Source organism: Vibrio marinisediminis (genome assembly GCF_014050145.1).
GTDB classification, from domain to species: domain Bacteria; phylum Pseudomonadota; class Gammaproteobacteria; order Enterobacterales; family Vibrionaceae; genus Vibrio; species Vibrio marinisediminis.
Genome location: NZ_JACFYF010000001.1, coordinates 133,492 through 156,283 on the forward strand (window position 1 = coordinate 133,492; position 22,792 = coordinate 156,283).

Here is a 22,792-nt window from a genome sequence, read left to right on the forward strand (position 1 = left end):
TTAAAAATCAATAACTCAACCAATCAAAGCCTGTGCATAAACACAGTTAAATTGCATTTTATATCTCATTTAACCGCTGAATTACGCCCTCTGTAGTCATAATGTAGTCACTTTTTCGTCTTTTCTATTTGCATAAATAGTCTAACGTCGCATCATAGATCAACTAACAAACTACTAAATTATAGTGAAATACTCTTTCGATCACTTCCTGACATAAAAATCAAACTATGGGAGAACTCTGTTTGATGTCTAACCTTACAATTATAAAATATTGATCATAAGAACTAACACATGAGTCGCCCAGAACAGAATATCTTGCCTTAATGTTCTTAGTCATTACAATGTTGCAATATTTTTTTTCTTGCGATTTTGATCATGAAGTTTAGAAACGATATACAGATCTTAAGGGGTCTATCAGTTTTCTTTGTTGTTCTTTTCCATTTAGGTTTTGAACAATTACAAAGTGGATTTCTTGGAGTAGATGTCTTTTTTGTTATCAGCGGTTTTTTGATGGCTGTTCTATATGATTATAGGAGTAAGAAATTATTTTTTGAAAGACGTATTAAAAGATTACTACCTCCATACTTTGCTGTAATTCTGGTCACAGTAATTGCTTCATTTATAATTAACACTCCAAATGAAACAAAACAAGTTTCTGAACAATCAATGTTTGGAGCATTTTTTCTTTCTAACCTTGGATTTTGGCTACAAAACTCTTACTTTAGCAAAGCTGAATTTAATCCATTACTGCATCTTTGGTCTTTAGGTGTAGAAATTCAGTTCTATATAATAGTACCTCTACTAGCATGGTTTTTTAGAAAGAGTAAAGCCTTCCTACCTATATTTTTATCATCATCTTTATTCTTATGCATTATAATGGTTTCAATATCGCCTAAGACTGCATTTTTCATGCTCCCATTCCGACTATGGGAATTTCTTATTGGTTTTGGTGTTGCAGCATTCCTTACAAACAACGGTAGTATTAAATACAAACAGAAAGAATACATTGGCGCAATTGGTTTAATTACATTAATAATGATTCCATTTTTTAAAGTTAACGGTCAAGCATTTGGTTTCATTGATGGTCATCCTGGGCTATCTTCTCTTTTCGTTTGCTTTTCAACGGCACTAATTCTTTGCTTTGGTTTGCCGATAAAGCTAGAGAATACAATTATAGGCAAAACGACAATATGGCTAGGGAAATATTCTTATTCCATATATCTAGCTCACTTTCCAATTATTGTAATATATTTATCTAAGCCTTTTGGCGGCACAATCCTCACAAGCAATAGCTATATGGAGTTAATTTCAATAGTTTTATTGATTTTTATTTTTTCTTATTTCTTACATCACTTATTTGAAGCAAGAAAATTTAACCATACAGTAAAACTAATGGCTTTATCATCATTGATAGCATTTATATCGCCCTTACCTCTCAGCTATTTTAAGAACTTAAGCATGTCTGACGATGAAAGTAAGATTTTTGCCGCTTTTAGCGACCGAAGTGAATATAGATGCGGAAAGTTAGTTAGAATTTTAAATCCTAAAGCAATATCTTGTGAATTAACAAATGTTAATGAACCGAAAAAAACAATTATGCTTATAGGCAATAGTCATGCAGACTCCATTAAAACAGCATTCTCTGAAATAGCTCAACATAATGATGTTAGACTGCTATTTTTAATACCTAACAACCCCTTAATGGATAATGGTGGCCTTTCTGCAAACAGAGTATTTAAAGACATTTCATCTAAGAAAGTTGATCACATCGTCATTCATTTTTCTACCGAAGGTTATTCACTGAATAATATTAAAAAACTTATCGGACTATCTAAAAAATCTGATATTTCAGTAACGATTCTTGAGCCAGTGCCTCGCTGGGGTAAGCACATCCCTCAATATATGTATAATAAGCTCAAGGGAAATGGTGGTGATATCAGTAAGACTCGAGAGGAATATTTGAATGACAATCATCGTATTTTTGAGGGTTTAAATAACATTGACTACGGTGATTTTGATAGGGTCTCTGTTACCGATGTGTTTTGTAAAGATGATTGTCAGTTTAGCTCTAAAGATGGCATACCATTCTATTTTGATACTAACCATCTAACTCTAACGGGGAGTCGTGAGTTAAATAATAAAATTCATAATATCGTGGTAAAACATTTGCCATAACTCTTGTCGCTCGTACACGTAAATTGACATGCATTAATAATCAATTCATCAATTCATCAATTAATTCGTCGTACGATCTATTTTTGTCCGAGACTGATAATCGAACAGTATATACATTGAATAACTAACCTTTGCTTGCAATAGAGGAAGGGCGTTTATTTAAACGCCCTTCCTCACCTTTAATAGCTCATACTCATATTGCCCACATCTAAATTCAGATCAGTGCCTTTCTCGCTCTTTGCTTTGTCCACGGTAACTGGCTTATCTGATTTAATGGTCAGCGCGACTTCTGATTTACTATTCATGGTTTGGTTTTTGATCGGCTGATAAGCATTGGGTTGCCCTGATTGCGTTATCGCTTGATAACCTGAATCCACATCAGAATTATAAGACTTGCCACGTCGCTTATACCGTTCATAGCCTTCTGAGCGTGTCTGGCTGTATGTTACTTCAGAAGCTGCATTTTTATTTTGGCGCTGTTTACTCGCCTTGGCTTGCTGCTTGGTTTTATCGCTCTCTTCATCATCACCCCAAATGCTGTTCCAAAACGACTTAACGTTATCCATTATCTTAGTTAAGCCGCCAAAGTGGTCTATCAACAATCCAACGCCAGCAATGATTGCACCGATCGCAATAATGAAAGGACCAAGAGGGTTCGCTAATGCGACAGCGTTAATACCAATCAGAGCCAGTTTAACGCCTAGTAGTGCACCAATCACCATACTCATATTTTCACCCACCCAGAGAACGCCACCGCCCAATGTGCGAAACGCATTAAAGGTACCTTTGACAATATCTCGAAGCTCTGCGATTTTTTCCTCGCGCCAATCCATGCTTTTCATGTTAATGGCGAGCTCTTCCATGATAGAAGACAGCTCACCCATGATAGGTGTTAGAGCACTAATCTTTAGTGAGTTAACTATCGCGCCCAGCTTGCCCATAGAAGCGCTAAAGGCTTGAGCATTTTGAGTCGATTCAGGGTCAACGGCTCCGCCTGTGTCATTGAGTAGCTGCTTGGCTTTTTCAAAACCTTCTGTACCCCCTTTGAGCATTTCGAGGATTTTCTCACTGTCACCACCAAAGAACTCATCAGCCATAAAGTTCTGTTTAGACACATCGGTCTCATTGGCAATTTCTCGCAGTAGTACCTGGTAAGCTTCACTGGCGTCTTTTGCCTTCATCAAATCTTCATAGGCTTTCTGGTTGCCGGTGTCTTTGAAGTAATCATTCATGGCGCCACTTTTGAAGGTTTTCATCTCACCCCAACGCAATGCCATTTCTTTGATTGCTGCGTCCATATCTTCGGCTTCTGCCCCAGCTTGGGTTGCTTGTAAACGCATGGCTTGCAGTTCAGAGACAGGCAATTCAATGTGTTCGGCGGCTCGTCTAAGTTCATCGAGTTCATTGGCAGTATCATTGATGATAACGCCAAAGCCAGCCATTGAACCGAGCACACCTGTTGCCGCTAGTGCGCCATTTTTAGCCCCTTCCATCGTCGGCATTTTTAAGGCTTTGTTTAAACCACGAGGAAGCTTCATTACGGTTTGAAGATGCGCGTATTTTTTGGAAAGGATTTTGATTTCTTTGCCGTGCTTTTTGTAGCTTTGATTTAACTTATCACTCGAGCCGTCAAGGTCATACATTTTGACGCCTGTCTTTTTGAGTTGTTTACCCAGTTTTATCAATCGGTCTTTGCTTTCATCTTGGGCATCATTGAGGGCTAGCAGCTTTTCACGTTGTTTGGTGATTTTCTCAGTGAGTGCCGCACTTGGTTTTTGGGCACTAGCCGCTTTGCTTTCGAGTTCCTCAAGCTTTTCACTCGCGGTCGCTATTGTCAGAGAGTTCTTGTCCATCACCTCTCGCGTTTTACGAAAGGAGTCAATCATACCCAATGCGGCTGATTGGTCTTTTTGCTTCTCTTGAGCTCGCTTTATCGACTTGGCATAGACATTGGTCTCTTCACTCATTTGTTTGAGTGGTGCGGTAGTTTTATCGAGGATCCCCATCACTACCGAAAGGCTCATTTTCATAATGCATCCTTAATTAAAAAAGGAGAGCTAATTGCTCTCCTGTGGACATCGCTCTATAGCCAAATGATGAAAGCGTAGGAGTTCATCAAAGGTCAGCCGATCGATTTCACTTGGTTGCCATCGGAACGCTATGGCTAAATCAGCATAGATTGGCTCTACATGCGGTAGTTCTTCAATTAACGTCCCGTACCCACGAAAAAAGACGCGAGTGTCGTTAATAGCGGCGCCCAGTTTTCAGGGTCTAGGTTGAGCATGTCGCGCTCATCTAATTCTGAGATTCGAGGGATCACGGTTTTGCCCGCATCAAAATCAGCCTGGCAAATGTCATTGAGGTTCACCCCTCGCAAATGACCTGAATGCGGCTTGCTGAGTTCAACTGTTTCGATGGTCACCGTCTCGCCTTTAACTTCTTTTTCGATAGGTACCGCCAATGTGACCACTTTGGTTTGCCCTTTATCTTTAATTGGGTTGGTCATAACCTAACTCCTGCTTCAAATCGTTTAGCTTGGTCTTGCGACCACCTTTGTTTGGGTCTAGCTTCATCACTAGTTCAAACAAATTATGCGCCTGTTCTTTTTCGCCGGCTTCTTCGTACCAATCCCCAACTAAACGGAACATTTTTACTTTCAATGCCGCATTGGTAGCGAGTTCACCAGTGAGCAAGTCTTTGGTCGCATTGATTAAGTACTCGCGTTTAAACTCGGTTTTATTGGTGTAGGCATCATGAGCGTGTTTGAACACGTAACCACAAAACGCTGTTTGCCCGTTCATTTTCCAATTATCTGGCGCTTCTAACCCTGCCCCTATGGCTTGACGAAAAGCATCATGGATATCGTCGAACTTACCTAAGTCCACATGCCAAGTGAAAAACCACCACATCACTTCAAGGTTTCCATAGTTACCCTGGTGCGAATTCAAAAGCCGCTCGACTAATGGGCGGTATTTTTTGATCAGCTCTTCTTTGTAAGGGTCTTTCTCTTTTGAGCCTGCCAACGTTCTCAGGTAAGACAAATCCTGCTTAAGCATGATCTGCGTTTCTTCCCAAGGTTTACCCACTAATTCAGGGCGAGCGTTTTCACTCGCCTCTGATTGTTCAATAACAGGCATGCTTTTTTTGTTGGCTGATTCTTTTGCCGCCGCTTGGCGCTTAAGTAATATCGCTAACATTGAATGCCCTTACTGTGGAATGAGCTCATAGCCATAAAACATCACTTCCAACTGCCCATCTTTGATAGACAGCGAAAGTGGGTCTCCCGTCCAAGCATCCGTAAGCGTGTACACCTTCCCGCTGTTGGTTTCGAGAGTGATGTTTTCATCAGTGAAATTGCGAATAGCGTCTTCATCGGTGCTTTTCGCATGGGCAATGGTGCATTTGATTGATGGCGCTTCGTCATAAGATTCACTGTGACCTAAAACCCCATCATCACCAATCACCGGTTCACGTTTGAGGTTGCCAAAACCAATTTCGGCACCTTCTTTGATAGGTAAGCGACCGAGTGAGCCAGCATTGAGCACCGCACGGCTAGTAATTTTTGTTCCCATGGTTTACTTCCTAAACTGAATTTTACCTGCAACGATGATCAGACCGTTCACGAACTGCGGTGAATCGAGATAATTGATGCGCTGTTTGTTGTTCATATCTAACTCAACAATGAGCGACTTCTTGTAGCCGTCAAAGTCTTGCACGATGCCTTGATATTCAAGCTCTCGATACAAAGCGAGCAGCTCACTTTTGAACATGCTTGGCGTGACGATGACTTGACCTGGTGCAAACTTGGTCCCGTCTTTGGCTACTTTGTGGCGAGCATATTTGCTCAAGATTCGGGAACGTTGCTTTTGACGGAAATACATTGCGGTTGCAGGCGTCATCACATCCAAATAGCTATTGTCTGCAATACCCGAAGCGTTCTCAGTGTAGGCAGTAACAGGGCGCTCAACTTGCACCTCTTTGGTTGCGGTAACCGTGTAGGTACCCATGCCTTCGTGTAGCAATAGGTTACGCTCTGCCCAATCAAATTCACTTTCAGCCGTTGAGTAAACACCGCTTAACTTAAGCGTTTGGAGTGGACGACAAGGGTCATTCGCCAGTGACGGCGCAATCTGACCAACCCACGCGCCAATCGCTTCTGCATCGGTTAAGGGGTCGTTAGCTGAATTGCCTAGGCTATCAATCGACATAAAGCTGATTAATGGACAATTACTCTTTGTACCGAACGTGACTAGCTCTGCATGCGTTCCCTTTTTAGGGAGATAGGCAATGCCTGGTATTTGATTGAGCGCGTCATAACGCTTTTCTAAAAACTCACCAAGATCACGAATCGTCGTGTCATCGTTTAGTGAGCACATAATGTGATGATATTGCATATCCCCTAGTGCCGCCAATGCTGACATGGTATCCGCACTTTCAACGCTCACAGCGTAGATAGGCATGCTTTCATCTTGCTTGCGGAAAAACTTCACCATACTGGCGATATCTGACGAACCAAAAAGCTCCGTTGCAATGGTGTCATCCATACACAACTTAACGGTATTGGCTGCCGTTGCTGCGCCTGCAGCTGCATTACCGATCACAAGACAAAGCTGTTGCTCTTCGGCGCTGTTTGCCAGGCTGTTATCAATTTCAACGTACATGCCCGGAACGCGAGCATTGTTAGGAACTTCTGAGAAGCTGATACTCATTGTTCAGACTCCTTGGTTGAGGTGTTTTTCTTCGCGTCCATGACAGTGACTGATTTGTCTTTCACTCGACGCAGCCAATAGGTGTTTCGTGGTTTTTCTTCGCCAGTTGCCTTAAGTGGCTCTCTGGTTTCAGGATCACGAACTGTTAACCCTTTTTGCGGTTTAAGTTTGAATGTTGCCATTACTCAGAATCCTCTAATGCAAAGTGTTCAGCCGCCATTGCCATCAGCTCTCGCTCTAGCTCTGGTGTCCAACCGATAAAAGTACGCTTGGGCATGGTGTAATTACGCTTGGTTGAGGTACCGCCTCGCCAGCTCCCTGTTTTGCTATCAAAGAAGCCATTCACTTGCGTGGTAAATGACACCTCTGAGCCTTCGTTGTGCTCTTTACCGATTAACCCTGCGACACCGACTAAACCAATTTCAAAATCTTTATCACTGACACGGGTGCGAAGTGACTTTGAGATCCCCAGCAGCATGTTTTTGTTGTTGACGGTATTTCGAGCCACTTTGTTGTGCTGATGTTTGGCGCCGTGCTTACCGCGCACACCACGAGAAACAATCGACATATTGCGCTTTCGGCGTGACTGATAAGGGTTGTTATCAATATCGCGCTGAGAGCGCATTTGCTGACGAAAGAACTGCCTTGCTCTGTTTGCCATTCGACGATTGAGCTCATATTTCTCGGAGGCATCGAGCACCAAACTTTCAACCAGTTGAGTTAATTGTTCTGGGCTACTCAGTTGCATGGCAAGTCATCCGTGTGCCCTACGAAATAAACCAGTTCGTGCAGTTCACCGAGCTCATCGGTGGTGACGGCTAAATCAAAATCACTGATACAGTCATAGCGTGTACCGAGTTGCTTCCAGTTGCCTTGCTCGTTTTGTTCCAATGAATAACTCTCAAGTAAATCGATTTTTATCTTGAGGTCGCATTTACCGTTATCGAGAATTTCAGTCGCAAACGTTGGAGCAGGCAGATTCTTTTCTACTCGTTCGGGATCATGTTTGTTTAGCCAATTCACTAAATGCATAAACAGCACATGAGGCTTCAACGTGGCATTTTGAATAAAGACAATCGCGGTATATTCCAGCTCGAAACCATCAACAAAATCACTTTGCCCACAGAACACCGCGCCATCTTCAGCCCATACATTGAGGCTCTTGGCATCGGTCACGTGCTGTTTGAAAAAATCGGTTAAGTTCTGCAGTGCATCCATCTACACCACCTCAAAGCAGTAGGTTTCTTTACCATTAATCAGCAGGTCCACCGCTTGGCGATACTGCACATCACAATGCTGTTTTTTACCTGTTAACGCTTCTTGTCTGTCTGCCGCCTCTGCCGTGGCGTTGGTACTCAATTGAATGCCGATAAGCGCACTCGCAGTCAGTGAAAACACCGCTTGCTTGTATAGCGTTTCGCCAGACTCTTCATCACCAAACCTTGCTTGTGATAACTCAGTTAAGTGAGCAAATGGCTCTAGGGCAGCCAAAAGCTCTTGGTGAACTTTTATTCTTGATACTTTGGCTTGCTGCAGAATACCTGGCTCTGTTTCATTACTGAGGAAATTAAACAGAGACTGAAACTCTGATATTTTGAGGGCGGGATATTTCACCGTTGCCGCGAGTTCAGATTTAAAGATTTCGTTTTTATCGCCAACAAATTCCATTGCGAGCACCTCAAAGTAGACGAAAGAGAATGCAGGCAGCCAAACGCAAATAACAACCTAAAGCCTGAGCTTTACTGATAATGCGATAGTGCCTGCATTGGGGGGTGTTCAAATGGCGCTATACCCAGGTGCCGTCAATCCAGAGCTTCACGTTCTTGAATTCGATTGCCGCCGCTTTACCGACTTCTTCCAAAACGTAAGCCATGTTCATCGACTCGAAGTTTTCAACTTGGTCTTTCTCATCATTCTTCTTACCAGCAGAACGACGGATTGAACCTTCTTGGATGTAGATGGATAGGTTGTCGTAACTGGTCACCATGATGCCCGTCGATGGGAAGCCTGGGACTTTCACCGCAGGCAAACCGCCGTACGTGCCGATCACTTGTAGCTCTTGGATTTTGCCTTTTTCACTTGGCGTATTGCCGTGCGCTTCATAGAATTTGGCTTTGTCGTAAGCCAGCAAATCTGAGCCGATAATAGCCACAAGATTCGAATCGTTTTCACACGCATCATGCAGCAAGCTTTTGGTGTTAAGAACGGCTAGATCTAGGTTGATAAAGTCACCGCCTTCACCAATGCGAATTTCTCCTGCCGTTTTACCTTGTTTAATCAATCGTGTTGCGTTGTGATCACGCATCGCCTGGAACCAACCTTTATTGACGTCTTCACCGTTTGGATTGGTTTGTGCATTAGTATTCTTGGCGACACTTTCGCCATACCAACCAATGGTGATTTTGTTGGCATCAATCTGCTCACGAGTATGTGAGGCAATGATTTGGTTAAATCGTTTGTCATGCGCCCAAGCATCGAGCTTGGCGTAACGAATAGCCGTGTCGAAGTTGGTCTGCTCACACATATAAGGCATGGCGCCCATGCTTGAATGGTCTTTTGGTGTGCGCTTACCATCGCCTGATGTATCGGTACGGCTGGCGATCATGCCCGTGACACCCAGACCAATGGATTCACCTTTTTGGTTTTGCACCGGAATGATGTTAATTTTCTTCAAGAACCAGTTGCCTTCACGCATCTGACCAATGATTTTCTGAGTGCCATTCGGGGTTACGTTGAACTTTTGCGTCGCATCGGTGACATCATTTTGTTCCGCGACTTTTTTAACGTAAGCACTTAGCTTTACTTCTGTATTTCTATCCATTTTTTATCCAACTGAATTCGTTATTAGTTTGAAATAGGCTTATAGGTACGGCTCTTCTTCGCTGTCTTGCCCTGCTAGCTTTCGCCCACCATCATCAGTGATTTGGCTTAGCGTAGTAGTAAGCTCTGTCATCTTGGAAGAGAGCTCTTCCACTTGCCCCTTCAGCTCGGTGACTTCTTTATTTTCAATCACTTCAGGCTCTTCTTTATCCGGTTCAGCATCAGGCTTAGCCTGTGAAGATAAATGCTCAATCAACTTGCCTAACTGACTGCTTAGCTCTTTATTTTGCTCAGCGTTTTGCTTGAGCAGTTCTTCAGTTTCTTTACTCATTTCGTCTTCTTCCTCTTGTTGCGAGAACTGCTCGGTAGGTGTTTCACCGCTGAGCCAGTTTTTGAATTTTTGGAACAACGAAGCATCATCCTCGCTGTCTTGTTTGGAGAACTGTTCTGATTTGATGGTGAAATTCGACTGCACTTGCACCTTGCCATCATCTTTACTGGAAAGATGAATTTGAGTGGTACCCAATGAGGCTGGTTTATCAGTCAGTGCCAATCCGGTTAGGTAGGCTTTTCCCGTATCTGAAAACTGCTCGATGTATTCACATGAGGTATGCAGTAATTGCCCCTGCTCGACGGCGCGCAATAACATTGAGTTAGGCTTAATCACAGCAAACAATTTGTCTTCTCGCTTTTCAAGCGATGACACTGAGCCAAATTTATAGCTCCAATCGTAGTGCTCTTCATTAATGCGCGCGGTGTACGTTTCTGGGTTATAGCTTTCCGCAATCTCATCAATAATTTTTTGCTCGATAACACGACCATCGACTGTTGTGCCTGCCTGTAAAATACAAATTGGCTGTGATTGAAACATGCCTGAACTCTCCTAAATCCGATGATTCCAATCTAACCAATGCCCTTCTCTTTTTGTATTCATCCTGATTCTAGATATTCGATATAGAAACGGCGCAAGCTGAGTAATCACGGTGTCTGTAGCACTATGCGAACATGGATACGAATATCGCTACCGAGTTAAACCAACCGCTTTACACCTCAGTTCAAACTCAGGCTTTTGGCTTGTATTTGCGCCAATACAAACCTGCCGAGGTTGCGGAAAAAATCGGAGTCGCCACCCGAACGGTTCAACAGTGGATTTCAAAATTTGGCTGGAAAGAAATGCGGGACGATGCGCCCGTAGAACTCATGCTGCGTCAGCGAATTGCTTACCTCACGTGGATTGATTGCAAACATGAAGCGCAACTAAAAGAGCTCGACATTCTGCTCGAACAACAATGGAAACGTGATGAGGCGGACAACAAGCGAAGCCGTGGAAGTGCACACAGTGGTGAGTCGAAACGAGGGAGAAAACCAAACAAAGTTAAGAACGATATTTCGCATATTACTGCCGATGTCTTGGCTTAGTTTCGAGAGAAAACCTTCTTCGATTATCAAAAAGAGATCCATGCGCATAAGTGCAATGACGAGCTAAACGAATTCCGCTTTTACCTTAAATCTCGTCAGATTGGTTTAACTTACTACTTTGCGTTTGAGGCATTTGAAGACGCCATTCTTAATGGTGACAACCAGGTGTTTTTATCCGCCTCTCGTAAGCAGTCGGAAATCTTTAAGAACTACATTCGCCGGTTCGCACTTGAGCTGGGTGATGTAGACCTAAAAGGCAAAGATGAACTTCAGCTATCAAATGGCGCCACGCTTTACTTCCTCTCGACAAACGCTCGCACCTCGCAAGGCTTTAATGGTCATGTGTACTTTGATGAAGTGTTCTGGATACCAAAATTTGCTGAACTGGATGATTACGCGGGTGGTATGTCGATTCAATCGAATTACCGCACGACTTACTTATCCACGCCATCGACGGTAGCGCATGAGGCGTACCCAAAATGGCAAGGTAAGAAAGCGCTTAAGATTGATATCTCTCATGACACGCTGAAGAACGGCTCGCTTGGTGAAGACGGCATCTTTCGCCAAATCATTACCATTGATGATGCAATCGCCAAAGGGGCAACCTTCTTCAATATGGAGAAACTGCGCCGTAAATACCCTGACAAAACGGTATTTAACAACTTGCTTCGTTGTGTCTTCTTGGATGACTCCGCCTCTATCTTTGCACTCAAGGCTTTGCTCGCCTGTAAAGCTGACTCTTCACTTTGGAAAGATGTCGATCACTATAGAGCTCGCCCTGTTGGTGATGCTGAAGTCTTGGTTGGCTATGACCCAAGAGGTGGTGGTCAAGGTGAAGGCTCAGACGATGCAGGTCTTGTTGTCTCCCTAAAACCAAAACGAAAAGGTGGCGTATTCCGCTTCATTGAACGTATTCGCTTGAAGGGTTCAAGCTATGAAGACCAGGCAACAGCCATTAAAGGGATCACTGAAAAATATAACGTGGTCTACATGGCAATGGATGTCAGTGGCGTGGGTTCAGCAGTCGCGGAACTGGTGCGCAAGTTTTACCCCTGTTTGGTTGAACTGGATTACTCACCAGAGATGAAGCGAATGATGGTCTACAAAGCTCGGGAAATCATCAACGATGGTCGCTTGCAGTTTGACGGTGAGTGGGACGATTTAGTCCATTCCTTTTTGATGATACGCCAGCACACCACCAAAGCCAGTAACCAGGTGACGTTTATTTCTAACCGCAGCAAAGTGGGCTCACATGCTGACCTTGCTTGGGCTTCAATGCACGTGATGCGTTGGGAGCCGATTGATATTCATAACGAGAACGATACAACCGTAAAGTTCTTCTAGGAGAAACAAAGTGATAGAGATTGAGTTTTCTAAACCCGTGAGCGTAATGAATAGCGATATTCTCAGCTATCTTGAAGTGGCGCTGATTGATGGCATATATGAACCGCCTATCGCGCTCGATACGTTAGCAAAAGCACTACGAGTTAACCCGATGCATTCAAGCGCGATTGAGTTTAAGCGCAATACGTTGGCGTATGCGGTTAGTGTCACGACGGTTTTGTCTCGTCGTGACCTAAAACGGTTTATTCAAGATTTCCTCACCTTTGGCAACGCATACTTTCAAATCGTACGCTCCGCAGCTGGCTATGGTCCGATCGTTCGAATCAAACATATTCCGGCACTTTTCATGCGCCGCCGTGAAGACTTAGGCTATTCCTACAAACCACGAGCGTACGATGACGATGGAAGGATTGATTATTCCGACGGTCAGATTTTCCACTTGGCGGAATACGACATAGCCCAAGAGATTTACGGGCTGCCGCAACATGTAAGCGGTCTAACCTCTATTTGGCTCAACGATGATGCCACGCTGTTTCGTCGTCAGTATTACCGCAATGGATCTCATGCTGGTTATTTGCTTTACATGAACGAACCCACCATGACCCCAGAGACAGAAGACGATATTCGTAAGAAGCTAAGCGCTCAAGAAGGGATGGCGTTCAAAAACTTGTTTGTGAATGCCAAAGGTAAAGACACCAAAGCACCCGAACTCAAAGCCATTGGGCAAGTAGAAGCCAAAGACTCATTCAAAGATGTGAAGAACCAAACCACTAATGATGTGTTGTCTATTCACCGTGTGCCGCTTGAGTTAATGAGTGTTAAGCGCGAAGGAATCACTACCAGTAATGACCTTAATAAAGTGGACAGAATTTTTCATAAAAACGAACTGCTGCCATTGATTGATTCACTAGCAGAGCTGAATGACTTTGTTGGACTTGAGGTAATTAAAGCCAATGAATATGTGAGTTTATAGCCTGAGGTTTAGGTTGCTTATTACCACACAGGTCCCAGATCACACCTAAGCTATTGATTTTATTTTGAAATAAAAAGGGAGAATCGGCATAGTACATGGACAAGAGACGGCTTTCAGCCATCTAAATAAGTGGGACAGAGATACAATGAACAGTATAGAGTCAGAATTAGAATCTAGATATCGATCACTTCATGAAAAGAATGGCGCTCCAGGTTGGGCGAAGGATATTGAACCAGCGGTGCCATTTGTTGGTAACGAATATGCAAATAAACCGCTTAAATGTTTAGTTTTTGGTAGTGCTGAAAATTTAACTTATCTTTCTGGCGATAAGATTACAGCTAATAATTATATGCGCAATCGGGAAGTATCTAGCGGTAGTGAGTACTTCAAGAAAATTCATATGGCACCAATTAGTAATGGTGCTCTACTAACAGCTTCTCGCTTTATTCTATCAAGCTTAGGTTATGATGAGCAGTTTTCTAATGATCCTAAGGTTTATTTAGAAGAAATTTCAGTTGTGAATTTTGGCAAGTATTCTCTTAGTTCTGATACAAATGTTGACTATGCAGGCACATTAAAATATTTGAAAGATAGCTTTGATCTAGTCAGGCAGGATTTAGATGTATTGAAACCAGACGTAATCATAATACCTAGAAAAATCTATGATTTTAAAAAAGTTAGACAGGACTTTTTTATTGGGAGTAACACCATTGTGGTGCCTATTTATCAAGTGAATAATCGAGTAATTAATTCACATCTCAAAAAAGTTGAACTATCTAAAACAATTGCTCGATTTCCTTTTGTAGATGATTGGGTTAATAAAACCATTCATGGGATGGACCGATATTTGAGCTGGTTAGAACAAGATGTCATGGTGAATGTAACAACCACAAACACGCCCAATAGTGAAACCCAACGCATTGTAACTTCATGTCAGTCATTGACTTAAAAATTTTAGTTACAATGATTTAATTCAGGGGAATAGCGTATTTAGTCCCCTAGAATGCATTAAGATTACAAAGGAAAAAATAACGATGAAAGGTGACTTTGAATTTGTTCTAAGTCTAGCCGAAGGCTTTTTTGAACAAGAAGAAGTGCAAAAGAAATTTAACTTGATTAAGCAGCATGAATTTACTGGATGGGAGATTTGGTTCCAGATCGAATTTGCCAGTTTTTTACAGCAACACGAGGAAGTAAGTGAAACCATTCGTGAGTTTGGGTACTCAATTGACAAACGAATGTCAGGGCATCAAGAACGAATGTACATAGACTTTTTAATCAGGAAAAAACGTAGCTCTCGCAGTAGCTACATTGCTCTTGAATTTAAGCAGAACCAGAGTGCTTCATCATGTGTGAAAGGCATGATGGGTGATATTCAAAAGATTTGGAAGCTTAAACAATCTGAGGATGATTTACGTAGCATGTGGTGTTTAGGGATCTATCCAACAGCAACAGGTAAAAACGTCCCTGAGATTATTTCAAAGCAATCAGAACTTGTAGGCGTCGAGTTACCAGACAATCTCATATCAACTAAAGAGATCCCAAATACCAGTTTTTCATTTACTTTGCTGTAATGAGTTGCAAGCGCATGCTTCTAATAATGATGAACCAGTATTATTTAGAGTAACTTGGCAATTGCGCTTTTATCCATGTTTGCAGTAGTTTGAGTTTTTGCGCATTCTCGGCGCAGGTTTTTAGGTTGGTGACATCTTCCGCTAAGACTTCGGCGTCACGTTCGTAGGGGATTGAACCTTGAGTGGTTTTGGCGGTGTCATCAGGAACGGGGGCGGATTGCTGAAAACCGATTGTTCGATTATGCGCTCGCACTGCGTCGGCTCGGACACGCAACCAGCCATCGTCATTAACAACGCACTGCTTATCACTATTCGCTTGTGCATACTTGATCACCTCTTTTTCAATGGTTCGATATTCAATTTCAATAATGGGCTTTTGATTGGCTAGCTCAACTGCCAACTCATACGCTTCGTTCTGCTTTACTTCCAATTTGGCAAAGAGAGCATCTTGAGACTTTTTCACCGCAATTTTGGTACTCGATACACCGTAGTCATATGAGAAATACGCCACGCTAACCAAAGCAGCCAACAGGGCGATGAGTTTAATTTTGGTAAACATATAGCCCTCGCGTTTTTGGTGAGTCCCAACCATACAAACAGACGTTCTGCTCTATCTCTCGCCTGGTCACAATTCCTTCGCAGTTGCTCTCTTCAATACGGCAATCCTTACCATTCACATACACCCATCTGGGGTACTGGTTACATGCTTGTGTATTGAGTTCTGCATTGAATTGCTTGAGTAAGGTAGAACGCTTGAAATTACCGGCGCCCAAGTTAAAAACGAAACTCACCATCATGTCGTACTCACCTTGATTCGGCTTTTGGGAAATGACGCGATTAACCACACGCTCAGCCTTGGTTACATCTTGAATGAAGTAATCCGCGGCTTGATTAATGGTGATTTGACTACCAGGCTTCACACCTTCGGTATGCCCTAAACCTGCAGTCCATTTATCAGCCGAACACTGATAAGCTTTTAACCGGCAACCTTCCATATCTGCAATATGCGCGAGCCCTTGAGGGCTGGTTTTCAGCTCAGGTTCTTTTTCAAACACCACCGCAAGTACTGTCATGACGGAGCAAACCGCACCGGTGATAATTCTTTGTTTAATACTCATCCGGCTTATCCTCAAAAGCTTCGATTTGAAGGCGGGTTAGTTTGGTTTTAGTCCAGTAGTAGCGAATAGCCATGAGACCGGAAACGGTAGCAACAACAAACGCAACTATCTGCGCGATATCGTTAGCCGAAACGCCTGCCAACATGGCGCTCATAGTTGTGAATAAGCTTGATTTGCCAACGTTCATTACAGTGGTTTTCCTAGTAATTTATCAGTGCCAATGGGCACCATTTTTTAGTTGGTTTCAGTGTATCGCGCGAGATTAACGGCTGATATTTGTGCGAATTCTATTTGATAGATGTAGAAAACCCAGCGTGAAAGCTGGGCTTAGTTGGTGCAGGTTTAGTTTATTGGTGGTGTTGGGAACGGGTTCTTAATTTGAATTTGCTGAACCGCCGCATCAGCCTGAGACTTAAATATTGCCGCTTCTTCGAATTCACCGTTTTCTTTTTTTCGGTAGCTTTCCATATAAAGCGGATCACTTACTTCTCGATATAGATTTCGCCTAGCACCGTCAATTACTAGTAGCTGGTGTTGGTATACATCGTGCTCATTTTGAGCTCGCCAACCAGTGTCATCCTTAATTAATATTTCATTAAATGTACAATCTAATCTTTGCCATTCAGCATTATGACGAACAACATGTTTAAGACCAGATGGACATATGTAAAAAGTCGATATAATGGATGCATTAATCAACTCTTGACCGTTGTATCTTAGATTTTCCACTGGCAATGTCAGTAAATGTGAAGGAACATCAATATCTCCTAAGTCACCCAGAGATATAACTAAATCTTGTTCAATAATAGCTTTCATTTAGACACCTGCTAAGATTGTATATGAAATAGAATTTTCGAGATAAGCCATACCTTGGTTGGTATTCACCCCTCCAATAATTGATATGTATTGATTACTCGTTTCAGTAATTACTGGCGAACCACCTGTTGTTGCATATATATTTGTTTCTGCACCTGAAAATCTAGCCACGATACTTTGCCTATCTTGACTCTTGATAGCCGCAAAAACACGCTGCCAAGCGTCTTTATTATCTTCTGCCCAACCGTTGACCGCTGGATGTACGTATCTAGGTGTCACCGACCAATTTAATGTAATTGGCACATCTATATAGTACTTAGCACCCATGTACGAGCTATTTACGCCATGCAATAAATATTGAGGTGCATTAGTTAAAGTTATTATCATTCCATTTTGAACTATGGCTAATAGTGCATTGCTGTATGTACTATCAAACGATGTGTCTGTTTGAAGTAACTGGTCTGGGTTGTAAGACAAACTTGATAAGTCAAACAGGTTAAAGCCAACACCTAATTCAAACCTCAAATGGTAAGTCTTTTCGGGTTCTGCAACGAACTCGCTAATAGCGCTCGACCACTTATCTAAGTCAACATCAAGCCAACCATAAAAACGAATTTTTTGATTATCTCCGATAGTCAGCTTTGTATCGTTCAAAGCAACGTTTAAGCGATTTTCACTATTCAATACTTCGGGATAAATAGGGATATTCTTTATTTTATTTTCTAGTGGTGACATGTACAGTTCAAATAGTTCTGTCTCCGTTACATACTCCCCATGCTTAAACACCACATCACCGGCTTGACCAGAAATTGCGGCTTTGAGTGTGACAATACCGCCAATGCCTTTGGCTAATGCGATCTTGGGCGTTGGGCATTCAATAACTGCTTGGTTCTGGCTATCGAGCACATCAATTCGATGCAGGTATTCATCAAAATGCGTTTCGATAGGTAGATTCAAGATAAACGTGAGCACGCCATTCTCATCGTAATAGCTGGTTTCTATCGTCGCTGTGTGAAACGAATGCAAAGCATCGCTTGCGGCATCATGGGTTAACGCGCCAATAAGCCGATACTGGGTAACCGTATTTTTCAGCTCACTATTTAAAATCTCTATCCCGTGCGGCGTTGGGATAGCTTGTAATGCACTCATGCAATTTCTCCTATCTCTAATTGCCAGCTAATGGCAGTTGAGCAAATTAGTGGGACGGTGGCGTTGAGCTCAAGAGTTGAACTCAACGTTGGCGCCATGATTAACGCCGTGTTCTGGTGAAACTCGGTGTTGCCATCAAGCGGATAAATCCACGCAAACTCTGTATGTGGCAACCGTTTTTCTTCAAAGACGGCATAAGCCTTGTCGTTGTCGTATGAGAACAAATCCACTTTGATTAGGTTTGGGGCTGTAACGTCGTCATACACTTTGCCGACACTGCCAATTTCATTGAGTAGAGCTTGATAGTCACTGAGCTGCCATCCAAACGACTGCTCACGAAACTCAGTCAGCAATGAAAGCTCAATTTCGTCATGCGTGACTTTAAAGTCTACCGCCATGCCCTTAATGGTATTGGTTAGCTCTGGGTTATCGACTTCTTGCCAATACTCCCCTTTGGGTAGCAGAACCCTTATCGCATCAGCAAAATCACCCTCGCTGTATTCAATGATTAAGTCGGAGGTGTCCACGTGATAGCTCCCAATACATGAATTTGATTTTTGTTGATGATCACTTCTTCAATTGGATGACGAACGATAAAGTTGCTCGTCACGGCTGAGATAGTGAGCACGATTTCAGTTGGCGTAATGGACTCAGGAACGCGAGTATTACTATCGACCTTATGAACTTTACCCATCTTGTTTTTAATCAGTGTGTCTAATGCAATACGCACGTCATCACGGACAGATTGGTCTTCTATGCCTTGAATCTCCACAGCGAACGGGACTTGCTCAGGCAACAAAGCTCGAGGGTGACACCCAGCCAGACGATTGTTTTCAAAGGTTTCTTGAACTAGGTTAATCACTTCATTCGTTAGTGCTGGATTGCTTTGTCGTGACCCAATATAAACTTCAACCATCCCACGTTCCGGTGTGTTATCTAATGTCCAAGCAAAGTCCACATCGGCGTGAGCCGATACTGCCCAGGCGTGGTAGTCTTCTGCCTTGCCGACTAATTCATTCTTTTCAAAAGCGACGATAACGCGAGCTCGCCAATGATCTAATGCTTCAATGTCGGCGCCACCTTCAACACCAAGGCTTCGCACGTTATTTGGATTAATCCCATTTAACCCTTCAGCGAGTTTTAATAGGCTGCCCACTGGCAAATTACTTGAGGTACCAGAAGCAAGCGCCACCACGCCGACCGGAACATTGCTGTATTGTTCTTTGATGGTTTCATACTCATTACCAGCGTTATCAGTGAGTAATCTGCCTTTTGGAATAACGACCACGCCACCCAGCTGTTCAAACTCAACGGGACCCGTTGCAAAGGTTGGCAGCAACCTCGGTGTTTTGTGCCGGTTAGCATGAAGATAAAGCCAAGACTCTGAGCACGTTTCAGGGTGAAGCTCTCGAAACAGCAAATCTTGATATCCATACTGCCCGTAACTCACGCCCGCAATGGCACAAGCAATCGCATCGATTGCAGGGGTGTTTTGACCTGTTTTCGCAATCAAGGTGGATTTCGCGCGATCGATTAACTCTTGTAGGCTGCGTTGCGTGCTCATAGCGGTACCTTAAATTTTTCGCCATCGACCAATGTGATGGTGACCGAACGCCCCATTTGGTTGGGCTTTTCCTCCCACACAGAAACCTCGATGGACTTGGCGTATCCCTTCTTGATTAACCAACTCAATGCTTCTTCGTAAAACCGTTTAGCCAGGCTCAAGGTTTGCTCGGTGAGCTTTTCTCGTTTTAGCGTCCAATCTCGTGAACCAACGATGGATAAGAGATCATTACTCCAAGTGCCGCCACGCTCATTCTTGCTCATGCGTGAACGGTCGTTTTGAGTTGACTCGCCGTGGTTATAAATGCTCTGGAGTACCGCGTGTGTCATGCCGTCTTTTTGGCTAATTGGCGATGTCAAAGCGTTTAACTTAAAGTGTTTCAATTGACTGGCTCCTTCGACAATCCGCAATTACATGGGTGCTTATGAGTTTCAACGACAATGCCGCCGAACTCACCAGAGCCACCCGTTGCTCTTCCTGTGATATCTACATCACCAGTGAACTTCGCTAAAGGCGTATCAAACTCAATTTTGCTAGGTGCCTTGATTTTGATGCCTTCCTCGGTGAAGTGAACGAGATTGCCCTTGTTGTCGAGTATGGCGACTTCACCCGGCTCTAAATCGATTTGATAGCGCTCATCTTCAACGTTGACGGTAAAACCACGCGCCGTCACGCCGCCAAGAAAGAGGTTATAGGTTTTCGCACCAACCAAAGGGCGACTCATAAAGCCGTAGTTATGCACGCGCTTAATTCGATCGTTGGTTCGCCCTGTTGCGGTTTTGATTTGCAGAACGCTCGTTGTTGCACCTGTCACCGTTCCCGTACCAATCACGTTTTTGATTCGAGCCATGAGCCTTTGCAGCATCTCTTTACGCATAGCTTTGCTCCTTAAACGGGCGAAACAACTCAACAGAGGTACTGGCAGAGCTTTCAGATACCGATAGACCTAAAGCTTTAATCACCAGCATTTCATTGAAGCCCTGCTCTTTATCGCTGACTCGAATTACTCGGTTTAATCCATCAATGGCAAGCTCTTGGAATATGTCAGAGATATTGGTTGATACCGTTAAGCTCTCAGCGATAGCAAGATCACGCTCATACTGAGCTCGAGACAAACAAGCCTCGGCACTTTGCAATTGGTCGCAGATGATCACCATCGTTCTGGCTTTGTTAATGCCAGGCATCTTGATAGTTGCGCTGGCATCATCCCAAGCACCTTGCACTTCAATGTGATGAAACTGCTTATTGAACGTGCGGGTGATATCGAGTGATTCAACGTTACTGTCGGTTGATAACCCAATCCCATGCACCGTGGCATGAGCGGTATTTTCGATGGTTAACACGCCGTTTCTCTCAATCAACATAAAGCCTTGCTCTCGGATCACTTGAGCGACGTTTTCAACCGGTGACTCTGCATTGATTTGAAACTCAGGGATGAGCGGCATCGAGCCCACTAGGCTTTTCACGCTCAGCCCAAAGGGTTTGGCTAAAGAACGAAGCAGCTTCTCAACGTTTTGGTCATACAACGCATCCATAGTGATGCGAGAATCAATCATGTTGGCACTTCTTGAACGCCCGGTAATGGTGAGCTCTTTGGCACTGGTTGCCGTGCCGCTATCGACCTGATCAACTTGCCCAGTAAGAATGACTCTTTCATCCAGTCGAAATTCAACGGGCAATGGGCTTTCTATTCTCATCGGTGGAATTTTGCAGCTAAAGGTGTGCGCCAATTGCTCTACCGAGTATTTCAGATCAGCTTGATAGAAAGGATACGGGTTACCGCTAATTAGCATAGTTAGCTTTTGCATTAGGCATCCCTCACGGCAATGTCACCACGCATGAATAAAGGGTGCTGGAGTGTGTTAATCGCTGTCACCACTTTTTCTTTTGTGTACTCATCATGAGCAACGACTAGCGCAGGCTTAAAGCGTGGTGCTTGCAACGTTCGGTGCGGCGTTCTTCCCGCAACCACTTTGTCATGCTGCTTTTGCACATTGCTTTTCAACACGACCAGGGAATCAAATAGCGCCATGCTTTCCATGGTAGAAACACTGGTCACATCATTAATGCGCTCATCAACACCATTCACCAAAGCAGCTAAATCACTTTGGATAATGGCAGGCTGTTTGGTTGTTGTGGTGACATCAAAACGCTCTTCCTTCTCCAGCTCGGTAATATCCTTACTCACTTTCACCGCCGCAGTGACCATTTGAACGTTGTGGTGGTTCGAGGTTGGTTTGTCCTTCACTTGCCCTAACAACAATGTTTGAGCATTACGTGAATTATCGACCGCCTCACTTGCAGAGCTGGGCTCGGATTGAACACCATCAGAAACCGAATCCACGGCGCTGCTGAATAAGTTGGCGAACTCTTCAGGTTGATTACTCAGGCTGCTGACTGCCGAGAACGCTTCATTGATTGCATGGTTGATGCTTTGCAGTGAATCATCAGCCAGGTTGAGTCGGCTAGTGATATCGACCAGCACATTCAATGCCTGGCTAAAGTCGCTTTGAGTTTGATTGATGCTCGCAACGTCCATTGCTTGCACGTCTAGGCTGAATGATTTAGCTGAAAGTTGTTCCACGATACTGGCTTGTTCTTTAGAGCGAACAACAGTGGGCGCCGCAATAGTTGGCGTAACACCGGCACGTAAAAACGTTAGACTTAAAACCACCACGCCGCGCTTGGTGCTAATGCTCTGCGAGAAGGTTTCATAAACGAGTGGTAACTCACCAAGCCATGGGTGCTCAAGCTCTCCTTCTGGTGACTCTTCCAAGTTACTGATACATGCATTGGAATCAGCCAGGGAAGTGGCACCAACAAAGATAACCTCAAGATTTACATTCCTTGCCTTGCTACCCATCACTTTAATGTGCGGCAAATCTGCGTATGGGATTTCACTTACGTGCAGGCGCTTGCCACCATCAATGGCAGTAGAAAGGATATTGAGCTTATGCCCATTCCATCGACCGTGCTCGTATTGTCGTTCCCACATCAGATAAAAATCTCTTCGTGACGGTGAAGAATGGCGTAATTGGCAGGATTAGAAATTTAAGTGGCGGGTATAGGCTCTCGGGCTCGCGTCGGCTCACCCCTCCCTCCGCACCAAAATTCAGCACTACAATTTCGCG

The 22,792-nt window shown here is 43.6% G+C and carries 27 protein-coding genes and 1 pseudogene; 5 read left to right on the plus strand and 23 right to left on the minus strand.

Annotated elements, in window-relative coordinates; translation table 11 throughout:
* Positions 1-375 precede the first annotated feature (375 nt).
* Positions 376-2,175 (plus strand): acyltransferase family protein, encoded by a 1,800-nt coding sequence (locus tag H2O73_RS00630; protein ID WP_182105509.1) that lies wholly within the window; start codon positions 376-378, stop codon positions 2,173-2,175.
* A 179-nt stretch (positions 2,176-2,354) separates the two neighbouring features.
* On the opposite strand, the gene H2O73_RS00635 is transcribed toward H2O73_RS00630, so the two are convergent.
* The 12 genes from H2O73_RS00635 to H2O73_RS00690 form a co-directional block, all read right to left on the minus strand.
* On the minus strand, positions 2,355-4,205 hold the full coding sequence (locus tag H2O73_RS00635) for a phage tail tape measure protein (RefSeq protein WP_182105511.1): 1,851 nt from the start codon (positions 4,203-4,205) through the stop codon (positions 2,355-2,357).
* Between the two features lie 27 nt (positions 4,206-4,232).
* On the minus strand, positions 4,233-4,436 hold the full coding sequence (locus tag H2O73_RS21835) for a GpE family phage tail protein (RefSeq protein ID WP_220457454.1): 204 nt from the start codon (positions 4,434-4,436) through the stop codon (positions 4,233-4,235).
* On the minus strand, positions 4,382-4,681 hold the full coding sequence (locus tag H2O73_RS00645; protein ID WP_182105513.1) for a phage tail assembly protein: 300 nt from the start codon (positions 4,679-4,681) through the stop codon (positions 4,382-4,384). The genes H2O73_RS21835 and H2O73_RS00645 overlap by 55 nt, the downstream gene beginning before the upstream one ends.
* Positions 4,665-5,372 (minus strand): phage terminase small subunit, encoded by a 708-nt coding sequence (gene gpM / locus H2O73_RS00650; RefSeq protein WP_182105515.1) that lies wholly within the window; start codon positions 5,370-5,372, stop codon positions 4,665-4,667. The genes H2O73_RS00645 and gpM overlap by 17 nt, the downstream gene beginning before the upstream one ends.
* 9 nt (positions 5,373-5,381) lie before the next feature.
* Entirely contained in the window at positions 5,382-5,747 is a 366-nt protein-coding gene (locus H2O73_RS00655; protein WP_182105517.1) for a phage tail tube protein, read from the minus strand.
* 3 nt (positions 5,748-5,750) lie between these two features.
* The gene (locus tag H2O73_RS00660; RefSeq protein WP_182105519.1) at positions 5,751-6,884 is read right to left on the minus strand and encodes a phage tail sheath subtilisin-like domain-containing protein; all 1,134 of its coding nucleotides are present in this window, start codon (positions 6,882-6,884) and stop codon (positions 5,751-5,753) included.
* A complete protein-coding gene (locus tag H2O73_RS00665) occupies positions 6,881-7,066 on the minus strand; it encodes a DUF2635 domain-containing protein (protein WP_182105521.1) in 186 nt (61 codons plus the stop codon). The genes H2O73_RS00660 and H2O73_RS00665 overlap by 4 nt, the downstream gene beginning before the upstream one ends.
* Entirely contained in the window at positions 7,066-7,632 is a 567-nt protein-coding gene (locus H2O73_RS00670) for a phage virion morphogenesis family protein (protein ID WP_182105523.1), read from the minus strand. The genes H2O73_RS00665 and H2O73_RS00670 overlap by 1 nt, the downstream gene beginning before the upstream one ends.
* Positions 7,623-8,102 carry a phage tail protein gene (locus tag H2O73_RS00675; RefSeq protein ID WP_182105525.1) on the minus strand — a complete coding sequence of 160 codons (480 nt, stop codon included), beginning with the start codon at positions 8,100-8,102 and terminating at the stop codon, positions 7,623-7,625. The genes H2O73_RS00670 and H2O73_RS00675 overlap by 10 nt, the downstream gene beginning before the upstream one ends.
* Positions 8,103-8,552, minus strand: coding sequence for a head completion/stabilization protein (locus H2O73_RS00680; RefSeq protein ID WP_182105527.1), 450 nt, complete (start codon positions 8,550-8,552; stop codon positions 8,103-8,105).
* Between the two features lie 118 nt (positions 8,553-8,670).
* A complete protein-coding gene (locus H2O73_RS00685; RefSeq protein ID WP_182105529.1) occupies positions 8,671-9,705 on the minus strand; it encodes a phage major capsid protein, P2 family in 1,035 nt (344 codons plus the stop codon).
* A gap of 39 nt (positions 9,706-9,744) precedes the next feature.
* The gene (locus tag H2O73_RS00690; RefSeq protein WP_182105531.1) at positions 9,745-10,575 is read right to left on the minus strand and encodes a GPO family capsid scaffolding protein; all 831 of its coding nucleotides are present in this window, start codon (positions 10,573-10,575) and stop codon (positions 9,745-9,747) included.
* Positions 10,576-10,709: 134 nt separating this feature from the next.
* On the opposite strand from H2O73_RS00690, the pseudogene H2O73_RS00695 reads away from it, so the two are divergent.
* The 4 genes and pseudogenes from H2O73_RS00695 (at position 10,710) to H2O73_RS00710 (ending at position 15,014) form a co-directional block, all read left to right on the plus strand.
* A pseudogene (locus tag H2O73_RS00695) lies at positions 10,710-12,467 on the plus strand (terminase large subunit domain-containing protein).
* A 10-nt stretch (positions 12,468-12,477) separates the two neighbouring features.
* Positions 12,478-13,440 carry a phage portal protein gene (locus H2O73_RS00700; RefSeq protein ID WP_182105533.1) on the plus strand — a complete coding sequence of 321 codons (963 nt, stop codon included), beginning with the start codon at positions 12,478-12,480 and terminating at the stop codon, positions 13,438-13,440.
* 145 nt (positions 13,441-13,585) lie between these two features.
* Positions 13,586-14,389 (plus strand): hypothetical protein, encoded by an 804-nt coding sequence (locus H2O73_RS00705; protein ID WP_182105535.1) that lies wholly within the window; start codon positions 13,586-13,588, stop codon positions 14,387-14,389.
* 85 nt (positions 14,390-14,474) lie between these two features.
* On the plus strand, positions 14,475-15,014 hold the full coding sequence (locus H2O73_RS00710) for a hypothetical protein (RefSeq protein ID WP_182105537.1): 540 nt from the start codon (positions 14,475-14,477) through the stop codon (positions 15,012-15,014).
* A 40-nt stretch (positions 15,015-15,054) separates the two neighbouring features.
* Here the strand turns inward: H2O73_RS00710 and H2O73_RS00715 are convergent, their stop codons facing one another.
* From H2O73_RS00715 to H2O73_RS00765, 11 genes are all read right to left on the minus strand, one after another.
* The gene (locus tag H2O73_RS00715; protein WP_182105539.1) at positions 15,055-15,573 is read right to left on the minus strand and encodes a hypothetical protein; all 519 of its coding nucleotides are present in this window, start codon (positions 15,571-15,573) and stop codon (positions 15,055-15,057) included.
* A complete protein-coding gene (locus H2O73_RS00720; RefSeq protein WP_182105541.1) occupies positions 15,557-16,132 on the minus strand; it encodes a lysozyme in 576 nt (191 codons plus the stop codon). Before H2O73_RS00720 ends, H2O73_RS00715 begins: the two co-directional genes overlap by 17 nt.
* Positions 16,122-16,319: a hypothetical protein gene (locus tag H2O73_RS00725; RefSeq protein WP_182105543.1), complete on the minus strand. Its 198-nt coding sequence runs from the start codon at positions 16,317-16,319 to the stop codon at positions 16,122-16,124. Before H2O73_RS00725 ends, H2O73_RS00720 begins: the two co-directional genes overlap by 11 nt.
* 155 nt (positions 16,320-16,474) lie before the next feature.
* Positions 16,475-16,948, minus strand: coding sequence for a hypothetical protein (locus tag H2O73_RS00730; RefSeq protein WP_182105545.1), 474 nt, complete (start codon positions 16,946-16,948; stop codon positions 16,475-16,477).
* Positions 16,949-18,097, minus strand: a complete 1,149-nt coding sequence (locus tag H2O73_RS00735) for a hypothetical protein (protein WP_182105547.1) — start codon at positions 18,095-18,097, stop codon at positions 16,949-16,951.
* Complete coding sequence (locus H2O73_RS00740) at positions 18,094-18,624, minus strand: hypothetical protein (protein WP_182105549.1); 531 nt, start codon at positions 18,622-18,624, stop codon at positions 18,094-18,096. Before H2O73_RS00740 ends, H2O73_RS00735 begins: the two co-directional genes overlap by 4 nt.
* Entirely contained in the window at positions 18,606-19,661 is a 1,056-nt protein-coding gene (locus H2O73_RS00745) for a baseplate J/gp47 family protein (RefSeq protein ID WP_182105551.1), read from the minus strand. Before H2O73_RS00745 ends, H2O73_RS00740 begins: the two co-directional genes overlap by 19 nt.
* Entirely contained in the window at positions 19,658-20,044 is a 387-nt protein-coding gene (locus tag H2O73_RS00750; RefSeq protein WP_182105553.1) for a phage GP46 family protein, read from the minus strand. Before H2O73_RS00750 ends, H2O73_RS00745 begins: the two co-directional genes overlap by 4 nt.
* On the minus strand, positions 20,041-20,538 hold the full coding sequence (locus H2O73_RS00755; RefSeq protein ID WP_182105555.1) for a phage baseplate assembly protein domain-containing protein: 498 nt from the start codon (positions 20,536-20,538) through the stop codon (positions 20,041-20,043). The genes H2O73_RS00750 and H2O73_RS00755 overlap by 4 nt, the downstream gene beginning before the upstream one ends.
* A complete protein-coding gene (locus tag H2O73_RS00760; RefSeq protein ID WP_182105557.1) occupies positions 20,531-21,469 on the minus strand; it encodes a phage tail protein in 939 nt (312 codons plus the stop codon). The genes H2O73_RS00755 and H2O73_RS00760 overlap by 8 nt, the downstream gene beginning before the upstream one ends.
* Positions 21,469-22,656 (minus strand): DNA circularization N-terminal domain-containing protein, encoded by a 1,188-nt coding sequence (locus H2O73_RS00765; RefSeq protein WP_182105559.1) that lies wholly within the window; start codon positions 22,654-22,656, stop codon positions 21,469-21,471. The genes H2O73_RS00760 and H2O73_RS00765 overlap by 1 nt, the downstream gene beginning before the upstream one ends.
* Between the last annotated feature and the right edge of the window lie 136 nt (positions 22,657-22,792).

Coding starts and splice junctions, on each gene's coding strand:
- H2O73_RS00630 (WP_182105509.1), top strand. CDS start 376: ATGAAGTTTAGAAACGATATACAGATCTTAAGGGGTCTATCAGTTTTC.
- H2O73_RS00635 (WP_182105511.1), bottom strand. CDS start 4,205: ATGAAAATGAGCCTTTCGGTAGTGATGGGGATCCTCGATAAAACTACC.
- H2O73_RS00645 (WP_182105513.1), bottom strand. CDS start 4,681: ATGACCAACCCAATTAAAGATAAAGGGCAAACCAAAGTGGTCACATTG.
- gpM (WP_182105515.1), bottom strand. CDS start 5,372: ATGTTAGCGATATTACTTAAGCGCCAAGCGGCGGCAAAAGAATCAGCC.
- H2O73_RS00655 (WP_182105517.1), bottom strand. CDS start 5,747: ATGGGAACAAAAATTACTAGCCGTGCGGTGCTCAATGCTGGCTCACTC.
- H2O73_RS00660 (WP_182105519.1), bottom strand. CDS start 6,884: ATGAGTATCAGCTTCTCAGAAGTTCCTAACAATGCTCGCGTTCCGGGC.
- H2O73_RS00665 (WP_182105521.1), bottom strand. CDS start 7,066: ATGGCAACATTCAAACTTAAACCGCAAAAAGGGTTAACAGTTCGTGAT.
- H2O73_RS00670 (WP_182105523.1), bottom strand. CDS start 7,632: ATGCAACTGAGTAGCCCAGAACAATTAACTCAACTGGTTGAAAGTTTG.
- H2O73_RS00675 (WP_182105525.1), bottom strand. CDS start 8,102: ATGGATGCACTGCAGAACTTAACCGATTTTTTCAAACAGCACGTGACC.
- H2O73_RS00680 (WP_182105527.1), bottom strand. CDS start 8,552: ATGGAATTTGTTGGCGATAAAAACGAAATCTTTAAATCTGAACTCGCG.
- H2O73_RS00685 (WP_182105529.1), bottom strand. CDS start 9,705: ATGGATAGAAATACAGAAGTAAAGCTAAGTGCTTACGTTAAAAAAGTC.
- H2O73_RS00690 (WP_182105531.1), bottom strand. CDS start 10,575: ATGTTTCAATCACAGCCAATTTGTATTTTACAGGCAGGCACAACAGTC.
- H2O73_RS00705 (WP_182105535.1), top strand. CDS start 13,586: ATGAACAGTATAGAGTCAGAATTAGAATCTAGATATCGATCACTTCAT.
- H2O73_RS00710 (WP_182105537.1), top strand. CDS start 14,475: ATGAAAGGTGACTTTGAATTTGTTCTAAGTCTAGCCGAAGGCTTTTTT.
- H2O73_RS00715 (WP_182105539.1), bottom strand. CDS start 15,573: ATGTTTACCAAAATTAAACTCATCGCCCTGTTGGCTGCTTTGGTTAGC.
- H2O73_RS00720 (WP_182105541.1), bottom strand. CDS start 16,132: ATGAGTATTAAACAAAGAATTATCACCGGTGCGGTTTGCTCCGTCATG.
- H2O73_RS00725 (WP_182105543.1), bottom strand. CDS start 16,319: ATGAACGTTGGCAAATCAAGCTTATTCACAACTATGAGCGCCATGTTG.
- H2O73_RS00730 (WP_182105545.1), bottom strand. CDS start 16,948: ATGAAAGCTATTATTGAACAAGATTTAGTTATATCTCTGGGTGACTTA.
- H2O73_RS00735 (WP_182105547.1), bottom strand. CDS start 18,097: ATGAGTGCATTACAAGCTATCCCAACGCCGCACGGGATAGAGATTTTA.
- H2O73_RS00745 (WP_182105551.1), bottom strand. CDS start 19,661: ATGAGCACGCAACGCAGCCTACAAGAGTTAATCGATCGCGCGAAATCC.
- H2O73_RS00755 (WP_182105555.1), bottom strand. CDS start 20,538: ATGCGTAAAGAGATGCTGCAAAGGCTCATGGCTCGAATCAAAAACGTG.
- H2O73_RS00760 (WP_182105557.1), bottom strand. CDS start 21,469: ATGCAAAAGCTAACTATGCTAATTAGCGGTAACCCGTATCCTTTCTAT.
- H2O73_RS00765 (WP_182105559.1), bottom strand. CDS start 22,656: ATGTGGGAACGACAATACGAGCACGGTCGATGGAATGGGCATAAGCTC.